The 25,738-nt window shown below is 35.6% G+C and carries 37 protein-coding genes; all 37 read left to right on the top strand.

Features of this window, described 5'->3' with window-relative positions; all coding sequences use genetic code 11:
* The first annotated feature begins 85 nt into the window (after window positions 1-85).
* Window positions 86-604 carry a GNAT family N-acetyltransferase gene (locus ACLTBU_RS16275; protein WP_412216970.1) on the top strand — a complete coding sequence of 173 codons (519 nt, stop codon included), beginning with the start codon at window positions 86-88 and terminating at the stop codon, window positions 602-604.
* Window positions 605-972: 368 nt separating this feature from the next.
* Window positions 973-1,728, top strand: a complete 756-nt coding sequence (locus ACLTBU_RS16270) for a DNA adenine methylase (RefSeq protein ID WP_412219995.1) — start codon at window positions 973-975, stop codon at window positions 1,726-1,728.
* A gap of 11 nt (window positions 1,729-1,739) precedes the next feature.
* Window positions 1,740-2,375: a tyrosine-type recombinase/integrase gene (locus ACLTBU_RS16265; RefSeq protein WP_412219993.1), complete on the top strand. Its 636-nt coding sequence runs from the start codon at window positions 1,740-1,742 to the stop codon at window positions 2,373-2,375.
* Between the two features lie 296 nt (window positions 2,376-2,671).
* Window positions 2,672-3,241 carry a hypothetical protein gene (locus ACLTBU_RS16260; RefSeq protein WP_337528485.1) on the top strand — a complete coding sequence of 190 codons (570 nt, stop codon included), beginning with the start codon at window positions 2,672-2,674 and terminating at the stop codon, window positions 3,239-3,241.
* A 17-nt stretch (window positions 3,242-3,258) separates the two neighbouring features.
* The gene (locus ACLTBU_RS16255; protein WP_249334031.1) at window positions 3,259-3,831 is read left to right on the top strand and encodes a hypothetical protein; all 573 of its coding nucleotides are present in this window, start codon (window positions 3,259-3,261) and stop codon (window positions 3,829-3,831) included.
* Window positions 3,794-5,653: a phage terminase large subunit family protein gene (locus ACLTBU_RS16250; RefSeq protein WP_412219990.1), complete on the top strand. Its 1,860-nt coding sequence runs from the start codon at window positions 3,794-3,796 to the stop codon at window positions 5,651-5,653. The genes ACLTBU_RS16255 and ACLTBU_RS16250 overlap by 38 nt, the downstream gene beginning before the upstream one ends.
* Entirely contained in the window at window positions 5,653-5,868 is a 216-nt protein-coding gene (locus ACLTBU_RS16245) for a DUF6148 family protein (protein WP_412219988.1), read from the top strand. The genes ACLTBU_RS16250 and ACLTBU_RS16245 overlap by 1 nt, the downstream gene beginning before the upstream one ends.
* Before the next feature lie 10 nt (window positions 5,869-5,878).
* Window positions 5,879-7,441: a phage portal protein gene (locus ACLTBU_RS16240; RefSeq protein ID WP_412219986.1), complete on the top strand. Its 1,563-nt coding sequence runs from the start codon at window positions 5,879-5,881 to the stop codon at window positions 7,439-7,441.
* Window position 7,442: 1 nt separating this feature from the next.
* On the top strand, window positions 7,443-8,552 hold the full coding sequence (locus tag ACLTBU_RS16235) for a head maturation protease, ClpP-related (protein ID WP_412219984.1): 1,110 nt from the start codon (window positions 7,443-7,445) through the stop codon (window positions 8,550-8,552).
* A gap of 1 nt (window position 8,553) precedes the next feature.
* On the top strand, window positions 8,554-8,922 hold the full coding sequence (locus ACLTBU_RS16230) for a head decoration protein (RefSeq protein ID WP_249334040.1): 369 nt from the start codon (window positions 8,554-8,556) through the stop codon (window positions 8,920-8,922).
* 59 nt (window positions 8,923-8,981) lie between these two features.
* The gene (locus tag ACLTBU_RS16225; protein WP_412219982.1) at window positions 8,982-9,953 is read left to right on the top strand and encodes a major capsid protein; all 972 of its coding nucleotides are present in this window, start codon (window positions 8,982-8,984) and stop codon (window positions 9,951-9,953) included.
* 13 nt (window positions 9,954-9,966) lie between these two features.
* Entirely contained in the window at window positions 9,967-10,299 is a 333-nt protein-coding gene (locus ACLTBU_RS16220) for a Rho termination factor N-terminal domain-containing protein (protein WP_412219980.1), read from the top strand.
* Window position 10,300: 1 nt separating this feature from the next.
* Entirely contained in the window at window positions 10,301-10,621 is a 321-nt protein-coding gene (locus tag ACLTBU_RS16215) for a hypothetical protein (RefSeq protein ID WP_412219979.1), read from the top strand.
* A gap of 12 nt (window positions 10,622-10,633) precedes the next feature.
* A complete protein-coding gene (locus ACLTBU_RS16210) occupies window positions 10,634-11,095 on the top strand; it encodes a hypothetical protein (RefSeq protein WP_412219978.1) in 462 nt (153 codons plus the stop codon).
* Complete coding sequence (locus ACLTBU_RS16205; RefSeq protein WP_412219976.1) at window positions 11,083-11,352, top strand: hypothetical protein; 270 nt, start codon at window positions 11,083-11,085, stop codon at window positions 11,350-11,352. The genes ACLTBU_RS16210 and ACLTBU_RS16205 overlap by 13 nt, the downstream gene beginning before the upstream one ends.
* Before the next feature lies 1 nt (window position 11,353).
* Entirely contained in the window at window positions 11,354-12,781 is a 1,428-nt protein-coding gene (locus tag ACLTBU_RS16200) for a phage tail sheath family protein (RefSeq protein ID WP_412219974.1), read from the top strand.
* An 18-nt stretch (window positions 12,782-12,799) separates the two neighbouring features.
* On the top strand, window positions 12,800-13,318 hold the full coding sequence (locus tag ACLTBU_RS16195; RefSeq protein ID WP_249334052.1) for a phage major tail tube protein: 519 nt from the start codon (window positions 12,800-12,802) through the stop codon (window positions 13,316-13,318).
* 38 nt (window positions 13,319-13,356) lie between these two features.
* Window positions 13,357-13,659 (top strand): phage tail assembly protein, encoded by a 303-nt coding sequence (locus ACLTBU_RS16190; protein ID WP_249334054.1) that lies wholly within the window; start codon window positions 13,357-13,359, stop codon window positions 13,657-13,659.
* 108 nt (window positions 13,660-13,767) lie between these two features.
* The gene (locus ACLTBU_RS16185; protein ID WP_412219971.1) at window positions 13,768-15,849 is read left to right on the top strand and encodes a hypothetical protein; all 2,082 of its coding nucleotides are present in this window, start codon (window positions 13,768-13,770) and stop codon (window positions 15,847-15,849) included.
* Window positions 15,842-16,051 carry a tail protein X gene (locus tag ACLTBU_RS16180; RefSeq protein WP_412219969.1) on the top strand — a complete coding sequence of 70 codons (210 nt, stop codon included), beginning with the start codon at window positions 15,842-15,844 and terminating at the stop codon, window positions 16,049-16,051. The genes ACLTBU_RS16185 and ACLTBU_RS16180 overlap by 8 nt, the downstream gene beginning before the upstream one ends.
* Window positions 16,051-17,049, top strand: a complete 999-nt coding sequence (locus tag ACLTBU_RS16175) for a phage late control D family protein (RefSeq protein WP_412219967.1) — start codon at window positions 16,051-16,053, stop codon at window positions 17,047-17,049. The genes ACLTBU_RS16180 and ACLTBU_RS16175 overlap by 1 nt, the downstream gene beginning before the upstream one ends.
* Window positions 17,049-17,276: a hypothetical protein gene (locus ACLTBU_RS16170; RefSeq protein WP_249334062.1), complete on the top strand. Its 228-nt coding sequence runs from the start codon at window positions 17,049-17,051 to the stop codon at window positions 17,274-17,276. The genes ACLTBU_RS16175 and ACLTBU_RS16170 overlap by 1 nt, the downstream gene beginning before the upstream one ends.
* A gap of 2 nt (window positions 17,277-17,278) precedes the next feature.
* On the top strand, window positions 17,279-17,671 hold the full coding sequence (locus ACLTBU_RS16165; protein ID WP_337529616.1) for a phage tail protein: 393 nt from the start codon (window positions 17,279-17,281) through the stop codon (window positions 17,669-17,671).
* A gap of 11 nt (window positions 17,672-17,682) precedes the next feature.
* Window positions 17,683-17,991, top strand: coding sequence for a GPW/gp25 family protein (locus tag ACLTBU_RS16160; protein ID WP_412219966.1), 309 nt, complete (start codon window positions 17,683-17,685; stop codon window positions 17,989-17,991).
* Window positions 17,981-19,096, top strand: a complete 1,116-nt coding sequence (locus ACLTBU_RS16155) for a baseplate J/gp47 family protein (protein WP_337529621.1) — start codon at window positions 17,981-17,983, stop codon at window positions 19,094-19,096. Before ACLTBU_RS16160 ends, ACLTBU_RS16155 begins: the two co-directional genes overlap by 11 nt.
* Complete coding sequence (locus tag ACLTBU_RS16150; RefSeq protein ID WP_412219964.1) at window positions 19,089-19,652, top strand: phage tail protein I; 564 nt, start codon at window positions 19,089-19,091, stop codon at window positions 19,650-19,652. Before ACLTBU_RS16155 ends, ACLTBU_RS16150 begins: the two co-directional genes overlap by 8 nt.
* Window position 19,653: 1 nt before the next feature.
* Window positions 19,654-20,037 carry a phage tail protein gene (locus ACLTBU_RS16145; RefSeq protein WP_412219963.1) on the top strand — a complete coding sequence of 128 codons (384 nt, stop codon included), beginning with the start codon at window positions 19,654-19,656 and terminating at the stop codon, window positions 20,035-20,037.
* Between the two features lie 80 nt (window positions 20,038-20,117).
* Window positions 20,118-20,390 (top strand): hypothetical protein, encoded by a 273-nt coding sequence (locus tag ACLTBU_RS16140; protein ID WP_412219962.1) that lies wholly within the window; start codon window positions 20,118-20,120, stop codon window positions 20,388-20,390.
* Window positions 20,391-20,402: 12 nt separating this feature from the next.
* A complete protein-coding gene (locus ACLTBU_RS16135; protein WP_412219960.1) occupies window positions 20,403-20,972 on the top strand; it encodes a hypothetical protein in 570 nt (189 codons plus the stop codon).
* 10 nt (window positions 20,973-20,982) lie between these two features.
* Window positions 20,983-22,029, top strand: coding sequence for a hypothetical protein (locus tag ACLTBU_RS16130; protein WP_412219958.1), 1,047 nt, complete (start codon window positions 20,983-20,985; stop codon window positions 22,027-22,029).
* A gap of 11 nt (window positions 22,030-22,040) precedes the next feature.
* Window positions 22,041-22,427: a hypothetical protein gene (locus ACLTBU_RS16125; RefSeq protein ID WP_412219956.1), complete on the top strand. Its 387-nt coding sequence runs from the start codon at window positions 22,041-22,043 to the stop codon at window positions 22,425-22,427.
* Between the two features lie 36 nt (window positions 22,428-22,463).
* Complete coding sequence (locus ACLTBU_RS16120) at window positions 22,464-22,667, top strand: hypothetical protein (protein ID WP_412219955.1); 204 nt, start codon at window positions 22,464-22,466, stop codon at window positions 22,665-22,667.
* A gap of 174 nt (window positions 22,668-22,841) precedes the next feature.
* A complete protein-coding gene (locus ACLTBU_RS16115; protein WP_412219953.1) occupies window positions 22,842-23,012 on the top strand; it encodes a hypothetical protein in 171 nt (56 codons plus the stop codon).
* A gap of 181 nt (window positions 23,013-23,193) precedes the next feature.
* A complete protein-coding gene (locus tag ACLTBU_RS16110) occupies window positions 23,194-24,357 on the top strand; it encodes a stalk domain-containing protein (protein ID WP_412219950.1) in 1,164 nt (387 codons plus the stop codon).
* A 177-nt stretch (window positions 24,358-24,534) separates the two neighbouring features.
* Window positions 24,535-24,711: a hypothetical protein gene (locus ACLTBU_RS16105; RefSeq protein WP_412219949.1), complete on the top strand. Its 177-nt coding sequence runs from the start codon at window positions 24,535-24,537 to the stop codon at window positions 24,709-24,711.
* A gap of 190 nt (window positions 24,712-24,901) precedes the next feature.
* On the top strand, window positions 24,902-25,150 hold the full coding sequence (locus ACLTBU_RS16100) for a hypothetical protein (protein ID WP_337531782.1): 249 nt from the start codon (window positions 24,902-24,904) through the stop codon (window positions 25,148-25,150).
* A 1-nt stretch (window position 25,151) separates the two neighbouring features.
* A partial coding sequence (locus tag ACLTBU_RS16095) for an N-acetylmuramoyl-L-alanine amidase family protein (RefSeq protein ID WP_412219947.1) occupies window positions 25,152-25,738 on the top strand: 587 nt, incomplete at its 3' end.

Genomic DNA, 25,738 nt, shown 5'->3' with positions numbered 1-25,738 from the left:
ACTGACTTACTTATAAAAATATGATAAATTTAGAGTAAGAAAAAATAGATAATTTATTTAGCGAACAAAAAGTGAGGGGATAGTAATGCTAACAAATGATTTGATAACTGAACGATTGATTCTTAAGAGTACAAAGGAGGAGCATGCTCCATTATGTCTTGATATGTGGCTAGACGATGAAATAGGAAAATATTTAGGAGATCCACCGAGAGATAAGGCAGATGAAAAGTATATGAATTTTGCTAAAGGGATTGAGGAAGATGAAACATGGTATCCTTTTGTAGCATTTTTAAAGGATACCAATGAGTTTGTAGGAACAGGTAGTATTGTACCTATGGAAGATAAGATGCATTGGGACTTGGGGTACTGTATCCATAAGCAATACTGGAGACAGGGATATGGAACAGAACTTATTCAAGCATTAATTGATTTTGGCTATGCCAAAGGGGGCCGCAAGTTTACAGCAGACATTGCACAAGAAAACATTGCATCTAATGCAGTAATAAAAAAGTTAGGGTTTACTATAGAAAAGGAAGGTTCTTTCAATAAACAAGGAACTAATATTACATACGACAATTATACATACAAGCTCGATTTAGAATAAGTATTTTTAGCATTCTCGACATGCAAATAGTTACTTGATGGGTAATAAAACTATCTTTTGAGGAAGGGTAAAACCTTCCTCTTTTTTTGTGACCTGTTCATGACCTACTTTGACCTGATGTTGACCTACTATTGACCTGTTTTACATGTTAAGATGTTAATGGGTGAACGAAAGAAATCATCCTAAATATTGAGTTCATCCTAATTCCCCCTAAAGAAATATTAAAAGGATAGGGTAACCTATCAAATATTCATTTTAAAATGCACCTAGTAATATAGTGATCTAGGTGTGTTTTTATTTAAAAAATCCTTGTTCAAAATGGTGTGTAATAACCCAATAAAACTGTTTTGTAAAGGAGAATAGAACAAATGATGAAACCACCAATTCCACGTATGGGTGGAAAATCAAAGTTAAGAAAAACTATTTTAGAAAGAATACCAGAACATATTTGTTATGTAGAACCATTCTTCGGAGCTGGATGGGTGTACTTTGGTAAAGAACCAAGCAAAGTTGAAGTAATCAATGACATCGATAAAGAGCTTATTAATATGTTTCGTATGATTAAGTGTCATGCTCCAGAAATCGAAAGGGTACTCGAGTATGAGTTTTCAGGACGGGATATGTTTGAGGAATATAAGCACTGTACAGTTGAGTATCTTACAGAGATTCAAAGAGCAGTACGTTTTCTATATCTTATCTCACAAAGCTTTGCTGGAAAAGGTGAAACATTTGGTTATGGAACAACAAGTAAACCAGCACCACAGATATTTTATCAAGGTGTACTTAGGGATATAAAAGAAAGACTTAGAAATACATATGTTGAGAATAAAAGCTTTGAGGATATTATTAAAAGATATGATAGACCTCATAGCTTTTTCTTTTGTGATCCACCTTATTTTGAAACTACAGGTTATGGGAATGTGTTTGGAGAGCAAGAACATCTTTTATTAAGAGATACACTATCTCAGATAAAAGGCAAGTTTATGGTTACAATCAATGACCATCCTAAAGTAAGAGAATGGTATAAGGATTTTAATATAGAAGAGGTGCAAGTGCCCTATTCAATAGCAAAAGAACAAAAGGCTAGAAAAGAATATGGTGAGTTAATTATTACAAATTATTAGAGGAGAAGTATATGGGGATTAAAACAAAAGCTATCAAAGATAAAGAGCTAGAGATATCAATTTATCAATACTGTAAGAAGTACGATATGCAGCTATATATTATGATTTTGTTAATTCGTTATACAGGATATAGAATCAATGATTTAAGATGTCTGAGAAAAAGGGATGTTAGTGGTAAATATCTAGAAATTGTAGAGAATAAGACAAAGTATCTGGAACAGAAGTATAAAGAAAGAGCTGAAAAGGATGGAACGAATCCTAAACCACCTAAAAAGGCACGAAAAATTTTAATACATCCTACATTAAAGAAAATACTTGATGAGTATACCAAAGATATGGAGATGTGGCATGTATTATTCCCTAGTCCGAGAGGTAGGAACAAACCTTTATCCTATTCTCAGTTTGATAGAAGGTTAGATAAAGTAACAAAAGAGTTTCACCTAAAGGATTTTGGTTTTCACTCATTTAGAAAGATGTGCTTTCTTGCTGTATATGAAGATAATGGGAATAGTATAGAGAAAGCTCAGCATTATGCAGGGCACACATCATCATTAACTACTAGCATTTATCTAGACTTAGACCAGGAAACAAACGATAAAATAACACTTGAAATGAAAGATCCTTTAAGGGGATTAATGGGAAGTTAAAAAAGCTTGGGAAATAATTGCGACATTGTGAACTATGTCTATTATTCGTAATACAAGAAAGTGTTTAGAGGCATTGAAAGCCAACAGGAAATATAAAGCTAAAATAATGCGAGAGACATAATAGATATAACGCATAATATAGTTTACAAATGTAAACAAATGGGCACTCACAGGGTGAAATTTTATAGGTTCTTTCGAAATTCAAAAATGGATTGCGGTTCCATGTCGCCCGAATGTTCCCTAGTTTCTAATAGTTTAAAATCGAAAGTTCCGTTTCCGATAAGGAGGTAATTTTAGTGGTTAACATTGAAATTGACAAGGTAGCTTATAAGATGGCAACACGTAAGTTAGCTCATATACCAAAAGGGATTAATAGAGCTACAAAGAATGCTATTAATAGAACAATATCAGCTACCAATAAGTTCATTCATACGGAATTGAAGGATACATATACTGTAAAGGTAAGTGAAATCAAACATGGGTTAGAGAAAGAAAATGCAACTATATCAAAATTATCAGGTAAAGTAGTTGCAAGTGGACCAGTTCTTAGAGCTTCAGGATTCAAGAATGATACAAGTATACCAAAAGAATATGTTGTATCCATTAAAAGAAGAGGTAAAAGAGCATTACCTGAGCAAGCATTCGTTGCAAAAATGCCTAAAAATAATGGCAAACAGCGTAGGCAGCATAAAGGTATATTTATCAGGAAAGGTAAAGAAAGGTTAGGAATACGAGAGCTGACAGGCCCATCTATACCAGGTATGGCAAGTTCCAAACCTATTAGAGGAAAAGTTACTAAAGTAATGTATAAAAAGTTTAATGAAAGATTTGATCATGAAGTAAATTATTTACTAAGTAAAAAGTAAAAGAAAGGAGAAGAGGTATGTCTAAGGTAGAAAATATTGATTCATTAACAGTATCATCTGCAGTATTAGCAGATTTATTAGGAGTAACAGATAGACGAGTAAGGCAATTAGCAAGTGAAGGCATTTTTACACGCGTTTCGAAAGGACGCTATAACTTGCCAGATAGCATTAAAACATATTTGAATATGTTGAAGATGGAAAAAGACATTGTAAATTCTCATACAAATGGTGAGCTAGACTTAGAGCAAGAAAGAGCTATTAAGGTAAGAGTTGAAAGACATCAAGCTGAGATTAAATTAGCTCTTATGAGAGGTGAGATTCATAAAGCTGAAGATGTTGAACAAGTAATGGTTGATATGCTGACTTCATTTAGGACAAGACTTCTGAACATACCTCCTAAATTGGCTCCAATTCTTGCAGAAAAAAAGAATAAAGCAGTGATTCAAGAAATTATTAATGATGAGCTTATTGAAGTTTTACATGAATTAAAAGACTATAATGCTGAAGATTTCTATTCAAAAGAATATATAGATTATGATGAAGGAGAAATTGATGGGTATGGACTTAATGAAGAAGAAAATCAACTATAAGACCCTATGCCTTTTTAGTAGAATTGCAAAAGTCATGTCTCCACCACCCAAACTAACAGTCAGTCAATGGGCAGATGAGAATAGAAGGTTATCAGCAGAAGCTTCTGCAGAACCAGGACGCTGGAATACAGATAGGGCACCATATCAAAGAGAAATTATGGATGCCATAAGTGATGTATCTATTGATACCGTCGTGGTAATGAGCTCTTCACAAGTTGGAAAGACAGAGCTTGTATTAAATATGATAGGTTATTGCGTAGACTATGATCCATCTCCTATTTTAGTCATGCAACCGACGGATGGTATGGCACAGGCATTTAGTAAGGATAGGCTAGCACCAATGATTCGAGATACACCGGTTCTTAAAGGAAAAATATCTGATGCCAAAAGTCGTGATAGTGAAAATACTATTTTGCATAAGAAGTTTCCAGGAGGACATATCACCATTGTAGGTGCACAATCAGCAGCGGGGTTGGCATCTCGACCTATTCGTATTCTTTTATGTGATGAGGTAGACCGATATCCATTAAGTGCAGGAACAGAAGGTGATCCTATAAAACTTGCCGAAAAGCGTACCAATACTTTTTGGAATAGGAAAAAGATATATGTTTCAACACCTACCATAAAAGGTATATCTCGTATAGAGCAAGAGTACAACGATAGTTCTATGGAGGAATGGTCTGTAGAATGCCCTGCCTGTGGAACTTATCAACCTTATGAATGGGAAAGGCTACACTTTCAAGATTTAACTATGGAGTGTGTGGAGTGTAGAGAAAGATTTAGTGAGCAAGAATGGAAAGCACAGCCAGGAAAGTGGATTGCTAAAGGTAAGGCTATCAAAAAAAGAGGATTCCATCTCAATGAAATGGCTTCTCCCTGGAAACATTGGGATGAAATTATAAAAGATTTTAAGGATGCAAACGAACACTATAAGAAGACAAGAAGTGTAGAGCAGCTTAAAGTATTTCAAAATACTTCTCGTGGATTGCCATGGGAGTTAAAAGGCCAAGGGGTAGAAGAAGATAAGATTCTTGATAGAAGAGAAAAGTATGATGCTGATATTCCAAATGGTGTACTTGTTTTAACAGCAGGAGTAGATGTTCAAGATAATCGCTTTGAGATAGAAGTCGTTGGATGGAGAAATGGCTATGAGAGTTGGGGAATCCAATATCATACGATTTATTGTGATCCAGAAAAAGAAGAGTCGTGGAATGAACTTGAAAATTGGCTAGAACAAGAGTTTTATTTTAGTGACGGCAATAGCTTATTGATTGCAGCTACTTGTATTGACACTGGTGGTCATTTTACAGACAACTGTTATAAGTTTCTGAAGAAAATGGAGAAGAAGCACAAGCGAATTTATGGCATTAAAGGGCTTGGTGGTTCAGGTTATCCTCTTATCTATAAAAAGAGTACCAACACAAAAAATGGTGTTGGTATTTTCATTTTAGGTGTAGATCAAGGTAAAGAATTAATTATGGCCAGACTTAATACAGAAGAAATAGGTCCAGGATATTGTCATTTTCCTAGTAATCCTGAACGCAATTACGATGAGCAGTACATGAAAGGTCTAACAAGTGAAAAACGAGTTATATCAGTTAATAAAAAAGGAGAATCCAAGCTAGAGTGGATTAAAAAATCAGGTGTTAGAAATGAACCTTTAGACATTAGAAATTATGCAACAGCAGCAGTTCAAATATTAAATCCTAATTGGGAGTCATTACAAGAAAAAATAGATAATGGTATTAACTATATGAAGCAAAGTAAACAGAAGAGAGTAAAAAAGCCAAGAGGCCGAGTAGGTAGAGGAGTTGAAGTATAATGGATGCTTTATTAGAGATGAAGAAAAAGAGGCTTGCCATGTATTATGAAGCAGAACAAGCTATCTTGCTTAACCAGTCCTATACAGTTGATGGAATGACACTTAATAGGGCCAATTTATCTCATGTTCAAAAACAAATTAACCAATTAGAAAATGAAATAAGAAGAGCTGATGGTAAAGGTAGGCGTGTAAGGCGAGTGATTCCATTAGATTAGGAGGATAAAAATGATTAATGTAATTGATAAGTTTTATGAAGTAGTAAATCCACAGAAAGCATTGGATAGAGAGGCTGCTAGATTAAAGCTTGGTATGGCAAGGCAGATTAATCCCTTAAATAGTGGATATGATGGTTCAGGTGCGTCACGTACAAAAAAATCTATGCTTGGATGGAGAGCAGCTAGTAGAAGTGCATTTGAAGACATTGAAATGAATCGCCAATTATTAACACAACGCTCAAGAAGCTTATATATGACATCACCTATTGCAATATCAGCTATTAAAACAACAAGAACCAATGTTATTGGGGCAGGATTAAGGTTAAAGAGTCGTATAGATTTTAATCTTCTTGGCATAACACAAGAAGAAGCTGATCAATGGGAGAAACAAGTTGAGCAAGAATTTAATTTATGGGCTGAATCAAAATTTTGTGATGCATTAGGACTAAATAGTTTTTATGAGTTACAACAGATTGCATTAATGTCTTGGTTAATGAATGGTGATAGTTTTACAATTATACGCCATCTACAGCCTACACCTTATATGCCATATGGTTTAAAACTTCATATTATTGAAGGGGATCGTGTATGTAATCCATCATCTAATGGTAATGTAAGTCAAAATGCTAAGTATAAAGGGAATCAATTAATTAATGGAGTAGAAATTAATAAGTATGGCATGGTTGAAGCTTATCATATTTGTAATAGACATCCTCAAACAAACGGTAAAAAAGAATGGCAGCGTATTAAGTTTATAGGAGATAAAACTGGGCTACCCAACATCCTTCATGTGATGGAAGCAGAAAGACCAGAGCAATACAGAGGTGTTCCTTATTTAGCACCCGTTATTGAAAGTATTAAACAATTAACACGCTACACAGAAGCAGAACTTATGGCAGCAGTTATTAATGGTTTTTTCACAGTATTTATTAAATCAGATTCGCCAGAAGATGTGGATGAGGATTTTAAAGGCTTATCCCAAGAAGGAGAAACAATAAATGATATGCCTGATTATAAATTAGGGCCAGGAATGATTAATCTTTTAGGAGCAGGTGAAAGTATAGAAATCGCTGATCCTAAAAGACCAAATGTTAACTTTGATGGATTTGTATCTTCTATGTGTAAATATATAGGTGCTGCATTAGAAATACCTTATGAACTTTTAATAAAGTCTTTCACAGCAAGTTACTCAGCCAGTCGTGCTGCATTACTTGAAGCGTGGAAGGCTTTTAAAATGCGAAGAAATTGGTTTGCAAGTGATTTTTGTCAGCCTATATATGAGGTATGGCTTAGTGAAGCCATTGCAAGAGGGCGTATTAATGCGCCTGGATACTTTGAAAATCCACTTATAAGAAAAGCTTATGCTGGAGCAGAATGGAATGGACCAGCACCAGGACAATTAGATCCAGTAAAGGAGGTGACGGCATCTGCAAAAAGAATAGAAATAGGTGTTTCAACGAGAGAAAGAGAAGCTATTGAAATTAATGGTAGTGATTTTGATAGGAATATAGAACAACTTACTCTAGAGCAAGAAAAAATGAATCAACTCACTAAAGGAAAGGAAGGTGCATAAAGTGAAGTTTTGGAACGTCAATAATGTGACAAATGATGAGGGCGAACTTATTTTATACGGTGAAATAAGAAGTAGCAAACCTTGGTGGTCAGAAGGACAGATGATTACACCAGAAGAGTTTTTAAAAGACATGAAAACCTTAAGAAATAAAAATAAGGTGACAGTTCGTATTAACAGTAGGGGTGGTGATGTGTTTGCAGCACAGGCTATTTTTACACATTTAAAAACCCTTCAAGCAAAGGTTGAAATCATTATCGAAGGAATTGCTGCAAGTGCTGCAACTATTATTACATGTGCAGGAGACACGGTTAAGATTAGCCCAGGTTCAGCATTTATGATACATAATCCAAGTATTACAGTATGGGATAGTTTTGAAGCAAAAGACCTTGAACAGCTTAAAGAAATGCTGGATAGTGTTAAAAATTGTATTATTGAAACTTATTGTACTAAAACAACTCTAAGCAAAATGGAGTTGGCTGAAATGATGGACAATGAAACATGGTTAACAGGTCGTGAAGCAGTTGAGAAAGGGTTTTGTGATGAATTACTAGAAGATACAAAGGTTACTAATAGTATTCTTAATAATCGCATGATACTTGTTAATAACGTAGCACATGACCTTAGTGGGTTCAAGAATATGCCAATATTTGAGCCTGTTAATATAAAACAAGAACCACAAAATAATGAACTTGATAATCAAGTAGAAGACCAAACTAAGGAAACTCAAAGAAAAAGGAGTAATGCAATGACTTTAGAAGAAATTAAAGCAAATCATCCAGATGTAGTAGAGCAAATTAAAAATGAGGCACGACAAGAAGAAAGAGAACGTATTAAAGCAATTGAAAATATTTCAGCCTCTATAGGAAATGAACTTGTAAATAAAGCAAAATATGAAGAACCAATGGATGCAAAAGAACTTGCTTTTCAAGCTCTTCAGTTACAACAACAAAATGCAGCACAATTTTTAAATCATATCCAAGAGGATACACGAAATTCAGGAGTTGAAGAGGTTAATGCTGAAGGAAAAGAAACGGATCCTGAAGATAAAATAAAAGAAAAAGTTACAGCATTAAGTAATGTACTTAATAAAGATAAAAGGAGAGTGAAGTAAGATGGCAAAATTAGTTCAAGACGGTGATGTGTTTACACCAGATCATTTATTTGTAAGTGGAAGTATTCCAGTACTAACACAAGGTATTACTCTAGTAGCTGGTACAAATGCCAAGAGAGGGGCAATTATTATTGCAGATGCAAGTACAGGAAAAGGTGAAGTAGCAGATAAGGCAAAAGTAGATCATAAGTTAGTAGGTGTTTTAACAGATGATGTTAATGCAGAATCTGATACCATTGCAACTGTGTACATTACAGGACATTTTAATAGAGATGCACTGAGCTGTGTTTCAAGCACTACATACAAAGACTATGAAGAAGAGATGAAAAAATTAGGCATGTATCTAGATACTGTTAAGGGGGAAAATTAATATGTCACAAAAATTCACTACTATAGAAATGCTTCAAGCATTAGATTTGAGAAAACCAATTGGAAGCTTTTTACAAGTTTTTTCCAGTAAGTAATACACATATAGCTGAAATTTTACAACTTGAGATTAAAAAAGGTAAACGTACAATGGCTCCATTTGTTGCCCCACGTGTAGGAGGCAAGGTAATGAAAAGAAGTGGTTCAACTACGAAACTTCTTCAAACCCCTAAAATTGCACCAGAACGTCCAATGACAATAGATGATATTAGTAAAAAAGGTTTTGGTGAGAGCATTTATTCTAATAAATCACCTGAAGAACGTGCAGTAGAGCTACTTGGAAGAGATATGACAGAACTTGAAGAAGCTATCCAACGTAGAAAAGAATGGATGGCAAGAGAGATTATCTTAACAGGTGCTATTAGTGTACAAGATGCTGAAGAAGGAGTTGATGTAGAAATCGACTTTAATTTTACTAACAAAACAACTCTTGTAAGTGAAGCTCTTTGGTCAGCAGCAACTTCAAATCCTATTGAAGATTTAGCAACTTGGAGAAGAGCAGTTATTAAAGCTACTGGTAAAGCACCTACTGTATGTATTATGGCAAATGATGTGTATCAAGCGTTTAAGGTTCATCCAAAAGTAAATCAAGAAAGACAACTTTTAACATCTTCAACAGTTAAGATTGAACCACGTATAGTTGATCCATCTCTTACATTCCTTGGTAGACTTGTTGAACTTGACATAGATATTTATTCTTATGATGAATGGTTTGTTGATGATGCAGGGGAGGAACAACCTATGCTACCAGATGGTAAGCTTATCTTACTTCCAACGTCAATTGGATCATTTGAGTATGGGTCAGTTACACAGTTAGAAGGGGAGGACTTTATGACCTATGAAGCTGAAATCGTACCACAAGTCCTTGTAGATACTAGGAATAATATTAAAACGTTAAGATTAACATCAAGACCTCTTCCTAAACCAGATGATGTAGATAGCTGGTATGTTGCAACTGTTTTAGCTGAGGATTAGGAGGTAAGTACATATGATGAAATGTAAGGTACTAAGTTCTATTACAACAAGAAAAGATGGGGTTCGAAAAAACTATGAGAAAGGCAGTATCATTTATTTAGAAGATAAGGAAGTAAGTCGTCTTATTAAAGAATCTGTAGTGGAAGTCATAGATGTTATTGAAAATAATAATGCTGATTTACAGATAGACTATCTAGATGAAAAAGAACTTAAGAAACTAAATAAAGATGAATTAGTGGAATACGGAGGCAAAATAGGCATTGAGCTTACCAAGGAAATGAAAAACCAAGAGTTAATTAATGCAATTCTTGATTACATAGGTGAAAAAGAAAGTCTAGGTGAATAACATGGCATTAAATTTTAGAGAGCAACTTCAAAAAGATGAGGCTGCTTTTTTTAATTGTAATGAATTTGCTGAGAAAGTATTTATTGGAGAACAAAGTATACCTATTATCCAATGTAAAGATGAGCTGAAAGGGCGAAAAATCAAAGAAGCAGAAGGAACCTATGTGGGAGAAATTATTTTCTTAGTTCAAAAAGAATACTTCAAAACAAGGCCTCAAGAAGGCCAAAAAATTAAAATGAATAATGAATCTTACTATGTTATGGAGTGTGAATCTCTAATGAGTGCATACAAAATAACGTTGGGTAGGAATTGTTCATATTAGAAGAGGATATAGATGACCATTTATAACGTACTGAATAACTTTAAAAAATTTATTGAAGAGGTTGCTCGTAATGAGCGACTTCTTACAAAAACAAATCAAAGTAAAATGCCACAGGTTAAACTAGGATACTTAGAAGACAATGAATATGGAGAAGAAAAAGAAGATTTCCCATACATTGTTATACGCTATTTGAAAGATCAAGTGAGCGAAGAATCGGCAACAGTAAACATTAAAGTATTGTTTGGAGTTTATAGTGAGGACAGTGAGGGGTGGATGGACATCCTTCATTGCATGGAGCTTATTAAGCGAGAAATTCTGAAAAAGCAAACTTTTGATTTCTATACAGTGGAATTACCTATTAAGTGTACGATTCCAGAAGAACACCCGTTTCCAAATTATGTTGGAATGATGGAACTAGAATTGACTGTACCTCGAATGGGGATGGAAGGAGATGAAGAACCATGGCCAGTGTAAAGAGTAAGAAAGAAGTGAGCGACAAGACATCTGATAAAAGAGTTTATTGTGGGCCTAACTTGCCAGGATTAAATCAATTTACAGTTATAGAAGGTCAAAACAATATCTTAAAGTTGCATATTGAATCATGTCCAGCGATTAGTAAGTTGATTGTACCTATTGAAAAGTTAAATTATACACGTTTAAAACTTGCTATAAAGGGAAGTTTTGAGCAACAAAAATACAGAGAAATTATGAATTATTTAGGAGGTAGATAAGATGAGTGGATATAGACATGGGGTTTATGTGTCAGAGATACCAACGAGTATTATTCCTCCTGTTGAAGCACTAGCAGGTTTACCAGTTGTCGTTGGAACAGCACCTATTCATCTAGTAAAAAATCCAAAAGTAAATGAGCCTGTACTTTGTTATTCTTATAAAGAAGCAGTAGAAGCTTTTGGATATAGTGATGATTTTGAAAGCTATACGTTATGTGAGTTTATGAAATCACATTTTACACTTTTTAGTGTAGCACCTGTTGTTTTTATTAATGTATTAGATCCAGCAAAACATAAAGAAGCCGTAGAAGAGACAACAAAGTCTGCAGTTGAAGGGGAATTACTTATTGAAGAGCCTGTGCTTTTATCTACAGTTGTAGTAAAAAATAATGAAGGAGAAGTGCAGTCTATAGGTGAAGATTATGAATTGGCTTTTAATGCCAGAGGACACCTTGTTATTTCTCTTAATAATGGAAGAACCGAAGAAATTAAGGTGGCTTATTCTAAACTTACCCCAGCAACAGTATCAAATGATGATGTAATAGGAAGTGTGGGCTTGGAGGGGCAGTTAACAGGACTGGAACTGGTTAATGAAGTCCTTCCACGTTTTGGACTTGTGCCAGGACAGTTATTAGCCCCTAAATTTAGTACAGAGCCAACTGTAGCAGCTGTTATGGTAAGTAAGGCAAGTAATATTAACGGATACTTTAAGTGTATGGCACTGACAGATATTCCAGTAGAGCAAGTGACCAAGTATTCAGATGTTGCACAGTGGAAAACATCCAATAATTATGTGTATGAAAATCAGATTGCATGTTGGCCCAAAGTAAGATTAGGCGATGCTATTTATCATATGAGTACACAATTAGCTGGTCTTATGTGTAAAGTAGATGCTTCTTATGAGGGTGTACCTTATGTATCCCCATCCAATCACAACTTACAGATTAATGGGCTAGTAGGTAAAGCTGGCAAGGAAGTTATTTTAGGTATAGACCAAGCCAACTATCTTAATGGACAAGGTATTGTGACAGCCATTAACTTTAGTGGTGGTTGGAAGGCTTGGGGGAATCGTACAGCATGTTATCCATCCGTTACAGACCCAAAAGATGCCTTTATTCCTGTAAAGCGTATGTTCTACTGGATAGCCACAACCATTGTACAGACATTCTGGCAAAAGGTTGATGCGCCTATTACAAGGCGACTGGTTGACACTGTAATGGATAGCATAAATATTTGGTTAAATGGTTTAACAGCAAGTGGTTATATATTAGGTGGACGAGTTGAATTTTTAGAGGAAGAGAACCCTTCAACCTCCATTATGGATGGCAATATTAAGTTCCATTTATATCTAACACCACCATCACCAGCAAGAGAAATCGATTTTGTGCTTGAATACGACGTTGAGTATTTAAAAGCACTCTTTGCATAGAAAGAGAGGTAACAGTTTATGAGTAAAATTCCTGATAAACTTATAGCTTATCGAGCCTATAAAGATGGTAAAGATATGCTAGGAATTGCAGATGTAGAGCTTCCAGATATTGAAGCCATGTCAGATACTATTAAAGGGGCAGGTATTTCTGGAGAGGTAGATTTACCTACTTTAGGGCATATAGGTGCAATGAGTATGACAATTAACTGGCGAAGTGTATGTGGTGATTTAGTAGCCTTATCGGCACCAGTAACGCATGCTCTAGACTTTAGAGCATCACAACAAGTGTTTGACAATGTAGAGGGCAAGCTTAAAACAGTTGCAGTTAAACACATCGTACGGGCTATTCCAAAGAAAATTACACCAGGTAAAATGGAAACAGGTGCTGGTACAGAAAGTGGTAATGAATTTAGCGTTCTTTACTACAAGATGGTACTTGATGGGAAGGTTGCAGTGGAGATTGATCCATTCAACTACATTTATATTGTAAATGGCATTGATTATTTAAAAGAAGTAAGACGAGACCTAGGTTTATAGAACTTAGGTCTTTTTGATAAATAAGGAGGATAAAAAATATGAAAATTACATTAAAGAAACCCATTAACTTTGAAGGTGAAGAAATTAAAGAATTAGATATGGATTTAGATCGTTTAACAGGTAAAGATATGATTGATGCTCAAAAAGAAATTCAATCTATGGATGTGCCTGTTCAGGAATTTAATAAAGAATATTTAGCAGTTGTTGCTGCAAAAGCATGTGGTAGACCAACAGATTTAATTCCTCTTTTAGGGATTAAAGATTTTAGTACGGTAACGGTGCAAGTACAAAATTTTTTATTAGGAGAGGAATTACCTCAAGAACAAACTTTAGAAGAATAGTCTTTGAAATGGCTCAAGCGTCTTTTACTCCAGTAAACTATTGGTTAGACCAATCTTTAGATGAACTGGAAGCTTGGTTAGAAGCTATGGAAGAAAAGAGGTGAAAGCATGGCATCAAGTAAGCAATACCAAATTGCTTTTGCTTTAAATAGTAGATTAGCTTCTGGTTTTAATAAAAGCTTTAGCAGTGCTACAAAGAGTATACAAAATTTAGCTAGAACAGCAAAAGCAGCTATGGCAACAACCATAGGTGCTATAGGAGCTAAAAATACTGTAGGCATAGCCCTTACAGAAGCTATGAATTTAGAAGGCTTTAAGATGCAACTTGAAACAGCTACTAAGTCTGCTCAAAAAGCAGGAGAGATCATGAAGTGGTCCATTGATTTAGCCAATCGAACGCCATTTGAAACAGGTTCAGTTGTAGAAGCCAGTGCTAGGCTTGAAGCTATGGGGTTATCTGCACAAAAGTATTTACCTATGATTGGAGATATGGCTGGGGCAACCAATAAAGACCTGATACAAGCTACTGAAGCCATTATCGATGCCCAAACAGGAGAGTTAGAAAGGCTTAAAGAGTTTGGCATTAAGAAAGATGACATTGTAGCATACGCCTATGAAAAAATGAATAAGACTCAGGTAGTCAATAACAAAGGACAGATTACTAATCAAGAAAAGTTCAATGAAGCGATGCTTGCCCTTATGGATGATAAGTTTAAAGGTGGAATGGAAAAACAAGCAAGTACCATGAAAGGATTGATGTCCACTATTAGTGGCATTATGAAGTCCGGAATGGCTACTATAGTAGGTGTAACGAATGACGGAACACTTAAACAAGGTAGCCTAATGGAGACGCTTAAAAGCAAAGCTAAAAGTGTTGCAGATACCTTTGTAAAATGGCAACAGGATGGTACCTTTGAGAAGATAGGTGACCTACTTAGTAAAAGTATTTCACAAGCTCTTAAAAAGTTTGAACAATTAAAAAGCTGGGCCATAAACACTTATGATACTATCAAAGCCAAAGTACTCGAAAATAAACCTCTACTAGATAAAATAGCGTATGTTGTTGAAGATATTAAAGTAAAGTTTAGTAACTTAAAAGGTGGGGCTTCCACTCTAGATTGGCTAAAAGACACAGCACTACCAAAGGTAGCAGATGGTGTGATGTTTGTGCTAGAGCAAGCTATCGATTTATATGATTTTATTAGTACAAATTGGACCACATTAAAACCAATCATTATTGGAGTAGGTACTGCCTTTACTGGATGGAAAATAGGATCCTTGGTAATAGAGTTTTATAAGACAGCAAAAGCAATTACAGTAGCAACCATTGCACAGAAAAAATTAACACTGGCCAAAATAGCTGATAAAGCTGAAACATTTTATATTAAAGCTTTGTATGCAGGAGATTTTCTAAAGTCCTTATTCATGCAAGGAAAAGCTATTGCAGGGAATACACTCGCTTGGACAATTAATACAGCTCAATTAGTTGCACAAAAAGTAGGGTTAGTTGCTTTAAAAGGTATACAGCTATCTTCACAAGGTGTAACAATGGCACTTACAGCAGCACAATGGGCACTTAATGCAGCTTTTATTGCATCGCCAATTGGATGGGTAGTGCTTGGGATAGGGGCTTTAATTGGAGTGGGTGTCCTTCTATGGAAAAACTGGGATACCCTAAAGGCAAAAGCATTTGAACTTTGGGAAGGTATAAAATCAGCCTTTAGTGGTGTAGGAGCATGGTTCAGTAGCTTGTGGGAAGGTGTTAAATCTACCTTTAAAGGTTTTATTAACTTTATTATCGGTGGCTTAAATAAAATACCAGAAGCACTTAATAAGTTGATAGGTATTGGACAAAGTTTTGGAATTAATATACCGACTATTCCGACCATCCCCATGTTTGCCAAAGGAACTATGAGTACACCTAAAGGTGCCTTTATAGCAGGTGAAAAAGGCCCTGAGCTTATCTCGGGGGCACCAGGAAGAAGAGTCTTTACAAATGCACAGACTAAAGGGATTTTATCAAAGGTGAATAATGAAAGCTCACGTTTTGTTTTTAGTCCAAATGTTACGGTTAATGGTGATGGCATATCTGAATCAAAGCTTGCACAAATTCTTGAAGCTGAAAGAAGAAAGTTCATGGCAGAAGTCAAAGCAATGATGAGAGGAAAGGATAGATTAGCTTATGGATAATACATATATAACTTCACAAGGTGATACATGGGATAGGATTAGCTATAAGGTATATGGTAATGAAAAGTATATGGATGTTTTAATTCAAGCTAATAAAAATCATATTCAGACAGTTATATTCCCAGCGAACGTAATTTTAACTATTCCTAATTTTGAAATTCCTATTGTTACACAGTTACCACCTTGGAAAAGAGGTATATAATGAGCCGTAGGGTAGAACTTAAGGTAAACTATCAAGGAATAGATATAAGTAGAGATATTGCAAAGCATCTTGTAAGCTTTTCTTATACAGATAATGCAACAAATGAGGCTGATGACCTAGAAATAACACTGGAGGATAGTGAAGGGTTATGGCATGGCGATTGGTTACCTGAAAAAGGTGACCTTATCCATGCCTCTTTTAATGTGAAGAATTGGGAAGATGGAGATAGGACATTACCATGTGGAACATTTACCATTGATGAAATAAACTTGGATGGTCCACCGGATACAGTTTCTTTAAAGGGACAATCTGTACCTGTTGTATCCTCTATAAAGTATACAAAAAAAACAAAGTCGTGGAAGAATGTAAATCTATCACAGATTGCAAAAGACATAGCAAAAGTATGTGGGCTTAGCTTAATGTTTGAATGTAGTAATGATCCTAGATATGAAAGTATAGATCAAGTCAAACAAAGTGATATGAGCTTTTTACAAAAACTATGTACACGAGAAGGCATATCCTTAAAAATAACAGATAATCAAATGGTTCTTTTCGAGCAAAAGCTATATGAACAAAGTGAAGTCGTTGCAACTTATATAAAAGGTAAGTCAAATATACTAAGTTATGGTTTTAGTACCTCATCTAATGACACATCTTATGGTAGCTGTAGAGTACGCTACACCAATCCAACAACAAATAAGGTTATTGAATATACGACAACAGTAGGCGAGGGACCACAACTAGAAATTAATGAACAAGTGAAGTCTATAGATGAAGCAAAACGTGTATCAAGTCAACGTCTTAGAGAGAAAAATATGAAGGAATATCAAGCGAATTTAAGTATCTTAGGTAACGTTAATCTTGTATCTGGTGTAACGATAGAGCTGAAAGGTTGGCACAAATTTGATGGTAAATATATGATTCAAAAAGCTACCCACAAAGTCATTGGTGGTTATACAACAGACTTAGAACTTACTAAATGTTTGGAGGGATATTGATGGAAATTAGAATGGGAAAAATATCTAGTGTAAATCAAGAAAAATGTGCTGCAAAAGTACTTTTTGAACAGTTGGATAATATGGTGTCCGATGACTTAAGTATTATTACTAGAAATGGGACTTCGTTAACAATTGAAGAGCTCCCTAAAATTAATCAGCCTGTACTTTGTTTGTTTCTAGATGAATCTTCCGATGGTTTTATACTTGGAAGTTGGAAGGTGAATTAAATATGATAGGCGCTTTAGGAGATATTTTATTTAAAGTATCCATAAAGAATGTAAACACTTTCCAAGATTTTTCAAGAAGTAGTTCAGGGAGATGGGCTATTCATGAAGTACATATGCAAAAGCCAAAAGGTGAGTTCTTAGGACCAGACTTGGATTCTATTAGTTTTACAATGCACTTCGATGTTTTACTTGGAAGAAATCCTCGTTATGATATGGAGAAACTTATGCAATATAGTAGAACTGGCGAGCCACTACTACTCATTATAGGCGGAGATGCTATGGGGTACTACCGTTGGGTTGTAGAAAGTGTAGACCAAGAATATACGAAGGTAGATAATCATGGAAATGTCTTGCAAGGTAAAGCAGATGTTAAACTTAAAGAATATGTTAAATAGGAGGGAAAAGAATGTATGAAGTAACAGCAGAACTTAAACCTCTTAATATGCTTGCAAGAGGAGAAGAAGAAATCCTTCAAAATATAGCTATGATATTAATAACTTCAAAAGGGTCGGTTCCATTGGATAGAAATTTTGGAATAGATATGAGTGCTTTAGATTTACCTCTAGAAATGGCAGAAAATATATGTACAACTCAAATTATAGAAGCTATACAGGATTATGAGCCTAGAGTAAAGGTAATGAAAGTGACCTATGAAAAAGACCATTTAACAGGAAGATTAAGACCGAAAGTGATGGTGGTAATGAATGAGTCTTAGAGAATTAAAAGCAATAAGTTTTTGTGAGACAGAAACTTCAACAGTAGAAAAGGATATTATTAATGCATATGAGGCAATAGCAAATAAGAAACTTTATCCAGGTGATCCTGTGAGGTTGTTTTTAGAAGCTATTGCCTCTATTATTACCCAACAGCGTGTGATAATAGATTTTAGTGGGAAACAAAATTTACTTGCCTATGCACAAGATGATTATTTAGATCAAGTTGTAGCCTTGGTAGGCGTAAAGCGGTTAGAAGCTTCTCCTTCAAGATGCACGGTTAAGTTTACATTATCTAATGCACAAGCAAGTGTCATGACTATACCAAAAGGCACAAGGGTGAAAGCAGGAGAACTTTATTTTGCGACCATAGAGCATGCAATAATTCTACCAGGTCAATTAAGTATTGATGTAGTCGTTGAATGCATGCTGCCAGGTGTTATAGGCAATGGTCTTGTAGCAGGGCAGATTAATCAGCTTGTAGATGTATTCCCATACTTTAGTCATGTAACAAACACCACAACGACTACAGGTGGAACAGATGAAGAACGAGACGATGCATTAAGACAAAGAGCTTATGAAGCACCAAGTTCTTATTCATGTGCGGGAAGTGATAGTGCCTATGCTTTTTGGGCTAAGACGGTATCTCCTGAAATAGGGGATGTAGCAGTGATTACACCTAAAGCAGGAGAAGTTAATATTATTCCGATCGGTGTAAATGGGGAGCTTTTATCAGAAGAGCTTAGAAATAAAATCCTTGAAAGGTGTAGTGAAAAGAATGTTAAGCCTCTTACAGATAAGGTAAGTGTTATTCAGCCAACTAAACAAAACTATGCTTTAGAAATGACTTATTGGATAGATAGAAAAGATGTTGCAATGGCTAACGTTATTCAAAATCAAGTGAACCAAGCAATAGCTGAGTATAAGGTATGGCAACAAAGTAAGCTAGGAAGAGACATTAATCCATCAGAGCTTATTTATCGTGTGATGCAAGCTGGGGCGAAACGTGTTCAGGTAACAAGTCCTTCATTTACCACGTTAGAGGGTACAAGCATAGCGCACTTGACAAGTGAATCCATAGTCTTTGGAGGAGTAGAGGATGCATAGCATAAACAATCTATCCATTAAGGAGTTACTCCCCTCAAGCATTTCATATGATAAGCAGGTTATTGCATCCTGTGAAGCGATTGATTTAGAAATGAAGAAACTTCAAAGTGCTATACAAAAACTTTACATATTGCCAAGTATCGAGACTTTGGAAGAAGATATGGTGGATTTAATGGCCAAGCAATTTGATGCACCTTATTATGATGCTACATTGCCATTAGAGACAAAAAGGAGCTTAGTTAAAAATGCTATTAACTGGCATAAGAAAAAGGGCACTGTTGCAGCTGTTGAAGAAGTAGTCACCACAATTTTTGGAGAAAGTACTGTAGAGGAGTGGTATGAATATGGAGGAGAGCCTCATCATTTTAGAATTACGACAACTAATATAAGTACAGATGAAAGTTTTATTGATAAATTTAAGGAAGCTGCTGAGCATGTCAAAAGAAAAAGTAGTTGGCTTGATGAAGTCATTGTATTACTTGCAAGTGAACTAGGTATTTATATAGGATTTGCACTACATACTGGGGATAGAATCACAATAAGACAGGAGGGATAAGATGAGTATTTCAAGCGTGTTTTTTACTAATAAAGGTAAAATACTTCAAGCTAAAGCACAAACTGGAACACCTCTACACTTTACACGTATAGCTTTAGGTGATGGAGAACTTCAAGGGCAAGCACCACAAACATTTAATACACTTGTAAATGAGAAGTTATCCATTGATATCATAAAGCTTGTAGTTAATGAAGATGGAACGGCTAAAGTAGGTGGAGGTTTTAATAATAGTAGCTTAATAACAGGGTTTTACTATAGAGAGCTTGGCCTATTTGCACAAGATCCTGACAATACAGATCAAGAAATTCTTTATTGTTATGGTAATGCAGGAGCACTAGCAGAGTATATACCGGCACAAGGAAGTGAGCTGATTGAAAAAAAATAGATATTATAGCGATTATAGGCAATGCGACAAAGGTATCCGCTACAATTAATAGCAGTCTTATAGGTTTAGGGCCAGAAGATTTGGAACTACACGATAAAAGCCCAGAATCACATCAACCAATACGTCAACTAATACAAACTGAAGAAAATGCTCGAATACAAGGAGACTCGCAACTAGATGCCAAAATCAAGAATTTATCTAGTCCATATGTTATACCTGAAGGTACAGATATTCCTGTACAGGATCGAGTGAAGGGTAAAATGTATTTTAAAGTTGCAAGTAGGCAAAGTAGTGGTGGAACAATAGAAAGTGTTAGAGTGAGTCCTAATATGGGAATTAAAGTACAAGAATAAGGGAGTGATAAAATGTCAGTATTAAAAAAGGTAAGAGTACAATTATTAAATGAACAAACAGGTGAAGTGATTGAAGAAGTTGATGTATTAACTTCAGCAGATGCTGTTACATTTGCGGATGGAGAAACCTTTCAACAAAAATTAAATGCTGGTAAATTGACTGGTCCAAAGGGCGCAACAGGGGCACAGGGACCTAAAGGTGATCCAGGTGCAATGGGGCCTCAAGGGCCTGCAGGTGCAATAGGTGCGCAAGGTCCAGCTGGAGTTGCTGGATCTAAAATGCATAATGTTACAGGAGCACCAGCTACATCATTAGGTGCAATAGGAGATTGGGCATTGAATACCTCTAATGGAGATGTATATGAAAAAACAGCATCTACAACTTGGACCAAAAGAGGAAACTTTAAGGGAGCTACAGGAGCACAAGGACCAAAGGGGGACACTGGAGCTGCAGGACCACAAGGACCAACTGGTGCACAAGGGCCACAGGGACCTAAAGGTGACCCGGGTGATGCTATAAAAGTGGGAACCTCAACTTCGAATGCTGTATCTAGAAAATTATTTTTTAAAGTAGTAGGGTAGGAGGTGTCATATGGCTAGATTAAAAGGAGAACTTCAAGCAGATAATGGAGATGTGTTATATCCGCACACATCTTCGGACGTAGTTTTTACAAGTGCTGGAAAAACAGTAACAAAAGAACTTGAAGAAGTTAAAAAGTCTATTGAATCGGTAGATGTATCTTGGGATGGTATCACAGGAAAACCACCAACATTCCCGCCTAGTCCTCACACAGACCATAGCGAAATAAACACGGGCCTTATTAAAGGTAAAGCACTTACCACGAACAATAAGCAGTTGATTAATCATACATCGGATGCGGTATATGTAGGTAACCCGACTGTTGCCTTGAGTTTAGAATCAAAAGATGAGATTAGGGCTAATATTGGTGGTAAAGTTAAAACCGTATTACACAATGAATCTGTTATCAACGCTGATACTGTAGATGGTAAACATGCTAGTGATTTTCCTCTAAAATCACAAGGTATAGGTGGAAATGCACCTGTATGGAGTGGGTCTAATTTAGACAGTTTACCTATAGGTACATATACAACAGTTGCGAGTGGTGTTCCCGAAGCTGGTATTTATCATATAGTGACTTGTCAACTAAATAATATTGGAGATTGTGGTTGGCAGATGGCGGTATCACAGAATCCAACAAGTAAGAAAGTATATATGAGAGTAAAGGCAGGTAACGTTTGGAGTGATTGGAAAAGTTTAGGTGAAGGAGGTGGTGATGTGGCAGGTAAAACTTATGTTAAAGCGACTAAAACTATTGAGAATACAGGAAATCCTAATAGTAATTTAGAGGTTATTAACTACTCAAATTCCAAAGGCGGCGTTTGTAAGATTGCACAATTTGGCAGTGCTAAAATGCAAATTATAGTTGATGGTGTTATGGTGTTAGATGGTACAGCTACAAATTCATATTATTCAAGTCATAATTTTCTTATGGGTAGTCTGAGCGATGGTTATGGTGAATTACCTACTTATCCTTTTAAAAACAATGTTAAGGTCGTGGATAGGTCATCAAATTCAGGAACACGCGTCTATACAGCACATTTCTATGTCAATAGCTAAGGAGGAAGAAGATGAGCATGAAATATTTCATAACGCTTGATGAAGAATTTAATATTGGAATGTTATTAGAGAGTCCCTATGAACCAGAGGGCGATTATATAGAAGTATCCTATGAGGAATATATTCAAGCAAGGCAGTATGCGAAATTTAATCCAGAAACAAGGGTGTTTACAGAAACGCTTAAGCTTGAACCGATAGTCAGTCCTCATGAAAAAATGACAGAAGGTATTAAAAACTCAGTTGACACAACAAGTGACGATTTACTGACTACTATGGAACTCCATATGGATACAAATGCGAAAGTCGAGACATCACAATCTGATGGATTGCTACTTATGGAGATGTTCGTTATGCTAGATGAAAAACTTAATCAGTTATTAAAGCCTAAGCAGGCTTAATAAGATAAAAATAATAAATTTAAAGGAGGTATCATCATGATTGATACAACACAATACCCCGTACAAGTAAGAGCAAATGCAAGATTAGTGGATGCAGGTAGAAAGAAAGTCGAGCAATGTCCAGTGGCACAACAAACAGAAATCTGTGTGGTCCTTATTGCTGACCATGATTGGAAGTTAGAACAGATTCCTCAACAATTTATAGAAGAAGTAAAGAAAGAACTTGGTATAGTAGAATAAAAGAATGATTTGATGGCACCTGGTTAGGTGTATTTTTTATATTCAAAAGTGAAGATATGTGCTATAATAAGCGGGTAAAATAAAACCGTGCAGGGTGGCACGGGGGTTGTATGTTACCCTCCAGAGGGCTATGAAGTAAAGAAATTTATGACATAGCAGGAAGGGGGTGCTATGATGGATGTACTAAAGATGATAAGTGTGATAGCATTGGTTATCTACCTTATAAGACGTGACATTTTTGTTGCCAAAGTCAAGTTTAAAGCTGGGCTGAAAGGCATAGAATTTGAAATGAGTGCAAAAGAAAAGAACTGTCCACCCGTTACGAAAGACAGTTCTAATCAATAATACAAATTAAGTAAGTTATTGATTTCATAGCCCCAAATATAAAACATTCAGGGGAGCATCAGTGGTTGCAACACTGGTGCTTTCTTTATACCCATATTATAGCACAATCTTTATAAAAATAAACACTAATTTAAAGCATCTCTAAAATAGAGGTGCTTTTTTAGTACAAGGAGGTTTTAAAATGTCTTTACCAAAACAATATCTTAATCAAGCAAGTGGAATAGAGCATCAACGAGGAAGCAACTGGTGCACAAACCATGCAGTAAGTAGCTTATTAGAAGCACAATTTGCTAGAGTGTATGGAAACATTACACCTCTCAGTAACAGCTGGGCTATGATGTTATCTAAAAAGGTAGATGGCAGACCAGATGCAACAGGTACACCTATAGAAAAACTTATGGACCAAGTATGCCAATATGGTATGTGTACTGAAGTTTTATATCCTACATGGGAAGATAAGGACTACAATGACAACAAGTTCCTACCTACTACAGATGCTATGTATGAAGAGGCTAGAAAGTATAAACCAAAGAAGCGCATAGACATTAAAACGACAGATATTGAAAGTATAAAGCATCATATTGTAGAAAATGGCGGGTGTGTTGCAATTGTTAAGTTATATAAAGAGCATACATTCCCTATACAAGGATGTGTCGTTAAGCCAGCAAAAGGTAGCGAACCTAATGGTCTACATGCTATTTGGATATGTGGTTACATAGAAGATATGCCTAAAACGATCAATGGAGTGACTTATAAAAACTGGTTTATTATGCAGGAATCTTATGGTGATACAAGAGGTTATAAAGGCTATTTATTTGTTCCATATGAAGCTTTTACAGAAAAGTGGACAGGCCTTTATAGTGCAGATACTTATATTAAGAGCGTACATGCTTTTGAATTAGATCATCCTATGCCTTATTCTAATTTCCACAATAAGAATCAGGTGGACTTCCCATGCACTACGATTGAATTAAAGGTAGGTTCTAAAAATGTGCAAGTTAATCAGGTAGAGAGGGTTATTGACTATCCTGCAACAGTAGAACAAGGTACAACTTTAGTGCCTTTTAGATTCTTATGTGAGACACTTGGATATACAGTACGGTATTCAAGTTTAGATAAAGTTATTACAGCCTATAGCAAGATGCATAATCAGCTTATTACCATGCAGGTAGGCAGTAATACTATTAAATCAGAACAAGGTGGTAAGGTTACTCAGGTAAAAACGCCTATTCCTGTGAAAGTAGTAAGTGGCTATACACTTATTCCACTTCGGGCATTTGCAGAGCTTACAGGAGCTAAAGTAGAGTATAATGAAGCGAATAAACGGATAACCGTTAGAGGGTAAATAAGAGTGACGAAAGCACTAGAAATGGTGTTATTTTTTATACGTATTTATAAAGAGATATGCTGTAATAAAAAAGTAAAATAAAACCGTGCAGGGTGGCACGGGGGTTTGAATTGTTATCCTCCTGAGGGCTATGAAGCAAAGAAGTTTACGGTGTAGCAGGAAGGTGGTGCTATGATGGATGTACTAAAAATAATAAGTGGGATAGCATTAGTTATCTACCTTATGAGACAAGACATTTTTGTGGTCAAAGTTAAGTTTAAAGCTGGACTTAAAGGCATAGAATTTGAAATGAGTATAAAAGAAAAGAACTGTCCACCCACCACAGATGACAGTTCTCGTTACAATGATTAATTTGTAAATTATCATAGCCCAAAATATAAAATATTCAGGGAGCATCAGTGTTGGAAGCACTGGTGCTTTCTTTGCATGCTTATTATAGCACAATCTTTATAAAAATAAACATCAATTTAAAGTGTCCTAAAAATAGGGTGCTATTTTATTGCCACGGCAGGTTCGTCCGGTGGCAGAGAGGAGATAGAAAATGGATATAAATATGTTAGAAACTTTAATTAATAGTTTAGGGTTCCCAATTGTTATGGTAGGTGCGTGTGGATTTTTCATTTGGAAGATGTATCAGGCTCAATTACAAGATAAGGAAAGATTATATGTAGAACTTGGAAAAGCTACTGAAGCAAATGAAAAGTTTGCAAGTATTATTAGCACATATACAGGAAAATTAGAGTCTATTGAAAATAAGGTAGATAAAATTCAGGATAAGGTAGGTGCATAATATGATACCAGTAACAAAGAAATTAATTAAATATAATCACGGTGGTGTTAATAATCCAAAGTATATAGTTATTCATGAAACAGATAATACGTATATTGGTGCAGATGCAGAAAGCCATTATAGGTATTTTAATGGTGGAGATAGAGGAGCTAGTGCACATTACGTGGTGGATGATAAACAAGTTATCCAACTCGTAGAGCATAACGCACAATATTGGCATAATGGCAAGAAGTATGTCTCTAGCCCAGCAGTACCACAGTGCAATAACAGCAATAGTATAGGGATAGAAATATGTGTCAATCAAGATGGGGATTATAGGAAAGCTGTAGCCAATGCTGTGGAATTGACTAGAAAGCTTATGAAAGAGTTAAATATTTCAGTAGATAGAGTTATTAGGCACTATGATAGCTGTGGCAAACAATGTCCTGCAAAGATGCTTAAAGAGCCTAAATTGTGGCCAGATTTTAAGAAAGCTATCCAAGTGGTACAAAAGGATGAAGAATACGAAAAAGCAGTGCAGAATCTAGTATTAGAAGGTATCATCGGCAGTCCTGCAGCATGGACAAGTATTAACCTTAAGAATGTGCC

It is taken from the genome of Zhenhengia sp. (assembly GCF_046966505.1).
Classification (GTDB): Bacteria; Bacillota; Clostridia; order Lachnospirales; family Cellulosilyticaceae; genus Zhenhengia; species Zhenhengia yiwuensis.
The sequence above is the reverse complement of the archived record's forward strand: the minus strand, read 5'-3'. Positions and strand labels throughout refer to the sequence as shown.